At 72.0% G+C, this 8,351-nt stretch carries 6 protein-coding genes; 2 read left to right on the top strand and 4 right to left on the bottom strand.

The annotated features are described in order from the left end of the window. Positions 1-43: 43 nt before the first annotated feature. Entirely contained in the window at positions 44-796 is a 753-nt protein-coding gene (locus AX685_RS13965; RefSeq protein ID WP_066489717.1) for a hypothetical protein, read from the bottom strand. Positions 797-930: 134 nt separating this feature from the next. Here AX685_RS13965 and AX685_RS13960 point away from each other — a divergent pair, with 134 nt between their 5' ends. Together AX685_RS13960 and AX685_RS13955 are read left to right on the top strand one after the other, a co-directional pair. After that, a complete protein-coding gene (locus tag AX685_RS13960) occupies positions 931-2,622 on the top strand; it encodes a gamma-glutamyltransferase family protein (RefSeq protein ID WP_066489715.1) in 1,692 nt (563 codons plus the stop codon). 2 nt (positions 2,623-2,624) lie between these two features. Next, positions 2,625-4,391 carry a M14 family metallopeptidase gene (locus AX685_RS13955; protein ID WP_066489709.1) on the top strand — a complete coding sequence of 589 codons (1,767 nt, stop codon included), beginning with the start codon at positions 2,625-2,627 and terminating at the stop codon, positions 4,389-4,391. Here the strand turns inward: AX685_RS13955 and AX685_RS13950 are convergent, their stop codons facing one another. The 3 genes from AX685_RS13950 to AX685_RS13940 form a co-directional block, all read right to left on the bottom strand. After that, positions 4,392-5,720 carry a sigma-54-dependent transcriptional regulator gene (locus AX685_RS13950; RefSeq protein ID WP_066489707.1) on the bottom strand — a complete coding sequence of 443 codons (1,329 nt, stop codon included), beginning with the start codon at positions 5,718-5,720 and terminating at the stop codon, positions 4,392-4,394. Then, positions 5,717-7,450, bottom strand: coding sequence for a sensor histidine kinase (locus AX685_RS13945; RefSeq protein ID WP_066489705.1), 1,734 nt, complete (start codon positions 7,448-7,450; stop codon positions 5,717-5,719). The genes AX685_RS13950 and AX685_RS13945 overlap by 4 nt, the downstream gene beginning before the upstream one ends. Beyond that, the coding region (locus tag AX685_RS13940) for an MFS transporter (RefSeq protein ID WP_066489702.1) at positions 7,441-8,351 on the bottom strand (911 nt) is incomplete at its 5' end. The genes AX685_RS13940 and AX685_RS13945, both read right to left, overlap by 10 nt.

The raw sequence follows: 8,351 nt of genomic DNA, 5'->3' as shown, positions 1-8,351 counted from the left end.
GACGCCAGCCGCGCCGCAGCGCCTCCCCCGGTTCCTGCCTGCCTCACCGCGGCGCGGCTGGCGTCTCGCGCAGCTTCGCCGAATCGATGTGCCAGCGCAATTGCGCCGCGCTGGCGCCGTCGACGTCGTTCACCCGGCGCAGGACGTAGGTGCCGATGAACCGCTGCCGCCGCCCGTCCGCCAGCGTCGCATCGACCGTGACCGGGACGGGCTGGTACACCGATCCCGCCGCGCCATCGCCCCGCCCCGGCGTACCGATGGTGACGCGGACGGCGCGCGTATCGGCGAAGCCGCGCGTGAAGGCATCCAGCGTCTGGCCCGGTCGCCCGTTCTCGCCCCATTGCGCCCAAGCGGTGGCGTAATCGCGCGCGCCGATCGCATCATAATAGCGCCGCACCACCTCCGCCGCCGCCTGCGCACTCTTCGGATCGACCGTACATCCCGCCATCGGCGCGCCCTTCCCGTCGAACAGCGCGCAGCTGCGCGCGATCTCGTCGTCGATCAGCGCGCAGCTGTTGGCGGCGTTGCACGGCGGATGCGTGGCGGGGGACACGTTGCGGCACGTCGCCACCTTCCGCGCCGCCGCCGCCGCGCCGATCTGCGCCCGGCAGGTCAGGATGCCCGTGGGCGCGGACGCCGGGCCTGCGCGCGCCGGCAGCGCGGTCGGCGTCGCCGCGGGCGCCGCCGGTGCGGGCGCTTCCCCGTTGGCGACCGCGACCGCCGGCGCGTCGCGCTGCCCGCAGGCGCAGAGCGCAAGGACGGGCAGCAGGGCGATGGCGGCGCGACGGGTGATCATAAGCGACTCTCCGGGACGATGCGATGCGGCGACAACGCACAGGGTAGCCGCGTCTATCCCGTTGCGACAGCGGCGCTTGTCATCCGCGACGCGGGGCGCGAGGATCGCCGGCCACGCCATCGGAGCTTCCTGTCATGCGTCGTCGTACCTTCATCGCCGCCCTGCCCGGCGCGGCCCTGCTTCCCGGTGCGGCCGGCGCGCAAGGGACCGCCGCCGGCACCGCGCACCCGCTGGCGACGCAGGCGGGGATCGACATCCTGCGCCGCGGCGGATCGGCGGTGGATGCGGCGATCGCGATCAATGCCTGCCTGGGGTTCCTGGAGCCGACGTCGAACGGGATCGGCGGCGATGCCTATGCGATGATCTGGGACCCGAAGGGGCGCAAGGTCGTCGGCCTCGCCGGATCGGGCGCCTCCCCGCGCGGGTTGAGCCTTGAGACGGTGCGCGCGCGCGCCCGCAACGGCGCGCTGCCGCCGCTGGGCGCGATCAGCGTGTCGGTGCCCGGCACGGTCGATGCGTGGTGGACGATGCACCAGCGATATGGCCGCCTGCCCTGGGCGAGCCTCCTCGAACCCGCGATCGCGCTGGCGGAGAACGGCGCGCCGGTGCCCGACATGATCGCCTATTACATCCGCCGCAGCATGGCGGCGTTCGCGCGGCCCGGCAACGGGATCGAGGAAACCGCCAACGCGCTGCGCACCTGGGGCATGGCGGACGGCAAGGGGCCGCGCGCCGGGCAGGTGTTCCGCAACCCCGACCTTGCCCGCACGCTGCGCGCGATCGCGACGGGCGGTCGCGATGCCTTTTACACCGGGGAGATCGCCGCGACGATCGACCGCTATTTCCGGCGCATCGGCGGGTGGCTGCGGCGCGAGGACCTCGCCGCGCACCGGTCCGAATGGGTCGAGCCGCACCAGACCGGCTATCGCGGCGCCGATATCCACGCGCTGGGCGCCAATACGCAGGGTATCGCCACGTTGCAGATGCTCAACATCCTCGAAACCTTCGACATGGGCGATGCCGGTTTCCAGTCGCCGCGCTCGATCCACCTCCAGGCGGAGGCCAAGCGGCTCGCCTATGAGGATCGCGCGCGCTTCTACGCCGACCCGCATTTTTCGAAGGTGCCGGTCGAATGGCTGATCTCCAAGGAATATGCGCGCCAGCGTGCGAAGCTGATCCGCACCGATCGCATCCTCACCCCCGTCTATCCGGGTCAGGCGCCGAGCCGCGGCGACACCACCTATTTCAGCTGTGCCGACAAGGACGGGATGATGGTGTCGATGATCCAGTCCAATTTCCGCGGCATGGGATCGGGGCTGGTCGCGGACGGGCTGGGCTTCATGTTCCAGGATCGCGGGCAGCTGTTCAGCCTGCGCGACGGGCATCCCAATATCTATGCCCCCGGCAAGCGGCCGTTCCAGACGATCATCCCCGGCTTCGCGACGCGCGACGGCGCACCGTGGATGAGCTTCGGCGTGATGGGCGGCGACATGCAGCCGCAGGGGCAGACCCAGATCGTCGTCAACCGCATCGACTATGGCCTGGAAATCCAGTCGGCGGGCGATGCCCCGCGCTGGCACCATGAAGGATCGTCGCAGTCGATGGGGGAGGATGCCGCGGGCCTTGGCCCCACCGGGCTGCTGCGGCTGGAAAGCGGGGTGCCGCGCGCGACGCGGGCGGCGCTGGCCGATCTCGGCTGGACGATCGGCGCGCCCGATGGCGGGTTCGGCCGCTACGAATGCGTCGAGCACCGCATGGACGGCGACACCCGCGTCTATGCCGCCGCCAGCGAGATGCGCGCCGACGGCTGCGCGCTGGCGTACTGACGATGCTGCCGCTCTGGCTGCTCGCCTCCGCCGCTACGGTCGCGGCCCCGATCACCGCCCCGCTGCCGCCGCTGCTGCCGTGGCATGGGGCGAGCGAAAAGCTGATCGTGCGCGACGACGATCCGTGGATCACCCCCGCCGAACGCACGCATTTCGACGATACGCCCAGCTATGACGCGACGCGCGCGTGGCTCGATCGGCTGGTCGCCGCCTCGCCGTTGCTGTCGATCGAACGGTTCGGCACCAGCGCGCAGGGGCGCCCGCTCTATTACGTTCGCGCCAGCAAGGGCGGCGCACGCAAGCCGGTGCTGCTGGTACAGGCGGGCATCCATTCGGGCGAGATCGACGGGAAGGATGCCGGGCTGATGCTGCTGCGCGACATCGCGCTGCGCGGCAAGGACCGGCTGCTCGACCATGCCGACCTGGTGTTCATCCCGATCTTCAACGCCGACGGCCACGAACGCTCCAGCCCGTGGAACCGCCCGAACCAGCGCGGCCCGCGGTCGATGGGGTGGCGCACCAACGCGCAGAACCTGAATCTCAACCGCGATTACGGGAAGGCCGACACGCCGGAGATGCGCGCGATGCTGGCGCTGATCCGCCGTGTCGATCCGGCGCTGTACCTTGACCTGCACGTCACCGACGGGGTCGATCATCAATATGACATCACCTACGCCTTCGCGGGCTGGAGCGGCTATTACGCCCATTCCCGCGCCATCGGGCGGTGGCTGGACACGCGATTGCGCCCCGCGATGGACGCCGCGCTGTCGCACGCGGGGCACAACCCGTTTTATTATGTCAGCCTGAAGGACGAGGACGACCCCGATGCCGGGATCGTGCAGGAGCCGGACCAGCTGCGCTTCTCCACCGGCTATGGCGACACCGCGCACGTCCCCACGGTGCTGCTGGAGACGCATTCGCTCAAACCCTATCGCCAGCGCGTGCTGGGCACCTATGTCTTCGTCGAGGAGGCATTGCGGCTGGTCGGGGAACAGGGCGCCGCGCTGGCCGAGGCGATCGCCGCCGACCGCGCCGATCGCCCGCCCGAGCTGGTAGTGACGTGGAAGCCGGACCCGAAGCCGCTCTATACCGTCAGCTATCGCGGCATCGCGCACGACACCTATCGCTCGGTCGCCGCCGGCGCGCCGGTCGTGCGCTGGCTGGGCAGACCGGTGACGCAGGTGATGCCGGTCTACGGATCGGTTCCCGACCTTTCGGTCACGCTGCCGCGCGCCTGGTGGGTGCCCGTCACCGCCACTACGACGATCGAGCGGCTGAAGGCGCACGGCATCGCGGTGGAGACGATCGCGGCGCCGCGGACGCTGTCGCTCGACATGGTGCGGCTGTCCGCGCCGGTCCTGCAACCCGCCAACGAAGGGCATGTGCCGCTCCGCGCCCGGTTCGCGCACGAACGGCGCAGCGAGGTGATGATGCCCGGATCGGTGCGGGTGCCCGCCGACCAGCCGCTCGGCCTGCTGGCGGCGACGCTGCTGGAGGCGGAAAGCCCCGATTCGTTGCTGCAATGGGGCTTCTTTCCCGAAATCCTCCAGCGCACCGAATATATGGAGGGTTATGCGATCGCGCCGCTGGCGGATGCGATGCTGGCGCGCGATCCGGCGCTGAAGGCCGCGTTCGACCGCGCGCTGGCGGACGATCCGGCGCTGGCCGCCGATCCGGCGAAGCGGCTGGCATGGTTCTACCGGCGCACGCCCTATTACGACGACCGCTATCTGCTGTATCCCGTCGGGCGGGAGGTCGGCGCGCCGTAATCAGTCGCCGGTCACGCGCCGGCGCAGCGCCGCCAGGTCGATGCCCAGCCGCTGGACCTTATAATAGAACGTCTTGCGCGGGATGCCGAGCCGCGCGATCGCCGCGCCGACCTCGCCGTTCGATCGCGCCAGCGCCTCGACGATCGCGGCGCGCTCGAACGCGTCGATCCGCTCGGGCAGCGGCGCGTCGTCGTCGCCCGCGCCCGTCGCGGCGTCCTCCCCGCCATGCCCCAGCGGGTCCAGCCCGAGCACCAGCCTTTCGGCGAAATGCGCCAGTTCGCGGACATTGCCGGGCCAGTCGTGCCGCAACAGGTGCGCGCGCGCCGCATCGGTCAGCCGCGGCACCGGCGCGCGCAGCCGCGCGGACGCCTGCGCCACCAGATGCCCGAACAGCATCGGCACATCCTCGCGCCGTTCGCGCAGCGGCGGCATCCGCAGCCGTACCGCCGCCAGCCGGTACAGCAGCGCCGAGTCGATCGCGTCGGACGCGCGCTGCGGCTCCTCACGCGCGGTGGCGATGACGCGCACGTCGACGGGCACGCGGTCGCCGCCGCGGGCGGGCAGCGCGCGCGTCTCGATCAGCTGCGCGAGCCGGTCCTGCAACCGCGGCGAGGCGCGGTCGATATCGTCCAGGAACAGCGTGCCCCCGTCCGCCGCGACGATGCTACCATCGCCGACGGTCGCGAACACCTCGCCCTCCACCAGCGCCTCAGGCAGCGCGGCGCAGGCCAGCATGTGAAACCGCCGTCGCGCACGCCGCCCGCCGGCGTGAATCAGCCGGGCGAGCAATTCCTTACCGGTGCCCGTCTCCCCCTCGATCAACAGGTCGATGTCAGCGCCCGCCAGCGTCGCGATCATCGCGCGCAGCCGGCGGATCGCGGGCGATGCGCCGATCAGCGCGTCGCTCTCCTCCGCCTCCGCCGCGGCGCGCAGGCGGCGGTTCTCCAGCGCCAGCGCACGGGTCTGCCCGGCGCGGGTCACGCTGGCGATCAGGTCGGCCGGGTCGAACGGCTTGGTCAGGAAATCCCACGCCCCCGCCTTCAGCGCGTCGACCGCCATCGCCACGTCGCCGTGCCCGGTCATCAGGATCACCGGCAGCGACGCATCGCGCGCCGTCAGCGTGCGGAACAGCTCGATCCCCGATACCAGCGGCAGCCGCACGTCGCTGACGACGACGCCGGGATAATCGGCGTCGATAGCGGCGAGCGCAGGCGGCACCGCATCGAACGCATCGACGTCCAGCCCCGCCAGCCGCAGCGACTGCGCCAGCGATGCGCGCAGGTCGCCGTCATCCTCGACCAGCGCGACGCGGGCAGCGACGGCGTTCACGGCGCACGCCGCAACGTGACGACGAACGCCGCCCCGGCCCCCGCCTGACCGGCGGCGACATGCAGCGAACCGCCCAGGTCGGTCATGATATCCTGCGAGATGACCAGCCCCAGCCCCAGCCCCGCCGGGCGGCTGGTGGCGAAGGGGGTGAACAGTCGGTCGGCGATCTCCGGCGAAATGCCTGGCCCGTTATCGCGCACCGTCACCGTCACGCTTTCATCGCCCGTCACCACCTCGATATCGATCCGCGGCGCCGGCCGCGCTTCCAGCGCCTCGATCGCATTCTGCAACAGGTTGACCAGCACCTGCTCCAGCCGGATGCGCCCCGCCATCACCGCCAGCGCCGGATCGATCGGGGTGACGCGCACGTCGATCGCGCGCAGCCGCTCCTTCAGCATCAGCCGCGCGCCCGCGATCACATCGCCCAGCGCGACAGCACGCACCGCACCGCTGCCCTTGCGCGCGAAGCCGCGCAATTGCGCGGTGACGGCGCCGATCCGGTCGGTCAGCCCGGCGATCGCGCGCAGGTTCGCGCGCACGTCGTCCCATGCGCCGCGATCAAGCAGCAGTTCGCCATTGGCGGCATAGGTGCGGATCGCGGCCACCGGCTGCGCGGTTTCGTGCGCGACGCTGGCGGTGATCTGGCCCAGCGCGGCCAGCCGGTTGGCCTGGCGCAACCCCTCGCGCAGGTCGGCGGCGCGCGCCTCGGCGGCGATGCGGTCGTCGATCTCGCGACGCAGCGCGGCGGTGCGCTCCTGCACCGCCGCCTCCAGCACCGCGGTCCGCTCCGCCCGGCGGCGCGCGCGGGTGCGCCACGCCCAGACCAGCGCCACCAGCGCCAGGCACAACAGCCCCGCCACCGCCTGCGCCGCATGGGCGACCGGGCGGATCGTCGGGCCGGCCGGGATCGCCAGATGCACCTGCCACCCGAACGCGCCGGCGGGCGCCTCGGCGAGCACCACCGGGCCGCTCATCCCCGCGATCCGCGGCTCGCCATCGCCTGTCATGCTGATCGGCGACTGGCGCAGCGTCGCGACGCCGCTGTCGGCACGCACCACCTGTGCGCGCGCCGGGCTGAGCGGGCGCGTCACCGCGAAGCGCCAGCCCGGCCGCGTCGTCACCCGGATCACCCCGTCCGCATCGGTGACGAACGTGTCGCCGCCCGCCGCGCGCCACGCGCGCTCCAGCCGGTCGAACTCCAGCTTGACCACCACCACCCCGCCGATGCGGGTGCGCCGCGTCAGATACAGACCCGGCCGCTGGCTGACCGTGCCCAGCGCGAATTGCGATCCGGTGCCGGTGCGCATCGCATCGCCGAAATAGCGCCGGAAGCGATAGTCGCGCCCGACGAAGCTGTAGGGCGTGCCCGCGTTGTTCGCCGCGATCGCCAGCCCCGACGGCGCGATCAGATAGATGGCGGCGGCGCCGGTTTCCTGCGCCATCGCTGCGAACTTGGCGTTCAGCCGCGTGCGCGCACCGGGGGCATCGGCCAGCGCGGCGCGCACGTCGACGTCGTCGCCCAAGGCCATCGGCAGCAGCTGGAACCGCTCGATCTCGCTGGTCAGCAGCGCCTGGCGCAGCCGCGCGTCGGCGGCCACCCCCTGCTGGACGTCGCGGCGCGCGCGGCGTTCGGCGACATGACCCGCGATCATCGCGACCAGCGCCGCCAGCAGCAGCGCCGCCGCCACGCGAACCACCAGCGACAGGATCCGGCGCGGCGCTATCGCCATGCCCGCACCCCCAGCATCAAAGTCCCGCCCACCGCGGTCAGGATCGCCAGCCCGATCATCACCACCGCGAAATCGTCCGGCGTCGCGAACAGCCACGCCAGCGGCGGGCCGAGCAGCGAGGGCAGCGTATTGGTGAGGTTCAACAGCCCCAGGTCGCGCCCGCGGCGGCGGGGATCGGGCAGCAGCTGCATCGCGAAGGTCGCCTGCAACGCCACGAACACCGACGACCCGGCGGCATAGACGGCATAGGCGAGCGCGCCCTGAGTCCAGCCCTCCGCCGCCGCCATCCCCAGCAGGCCGGCCGCCGCCACGCCCGCGGCGAACAGCAGGATCGGCGTGCGCCGCCGCGTCAGGTCGGACAGGCGGCCCAGCACCAGCGCGGCGGGCAGCGGCGCCAGGAACGTCCACGCCATCAGATGCCCGATACGCACGGGTAGCCCGCGATGCTCCGCGGCGGGCATGATGCTTTCGAAATAATAGAGCAGATATGCCTGCGTCACCACCGCCGCCACCTGCACCAGCAACCGCGACAGCCCCGCGACGATCAGATCGCGGCGCGGCGGCGCGGCGGTACCTTGCGTCATAGCGGGGACCGCCACCACCGCCGAGCGCGCGCGGGTCAGCAGCAGCGGGGCGACACACAGCGCGACCGCGACGGGGATCACCGCCAGCCGGGCGTCGGACGACAGCGTCGCCATCCCCAGCAGCAGCGCCGATGCGCCCGATGCCAGCGGCGCGCCCAGCGCGATCAACCCGCCGGCCAGCCCCTTCTGCGCATCGGGAACCTCCTCCGCGATCACGGCTGACAGCGGCGCCAGCAGCGCATTGACCGCGATCTGGAACAGCACGATCACGCCGATCAGCGTGGCGGGCGTGGTCGCCTGCGCCAGCACGGCATAGC

This window comes from Sphingomonas sp. CCH9-F2, from assembly GCF_001556735.1.
GTDB lineage: Bacteria > Pseudomonadota > Alphaproteobacteria > Sphingomonadales > Sphingomonadaceae > Sphingomonas > Sphingomonas ginsenosidimutans.
This window is presented reverse-complemented; position numbering and strand designations above follow the sequence as displayed.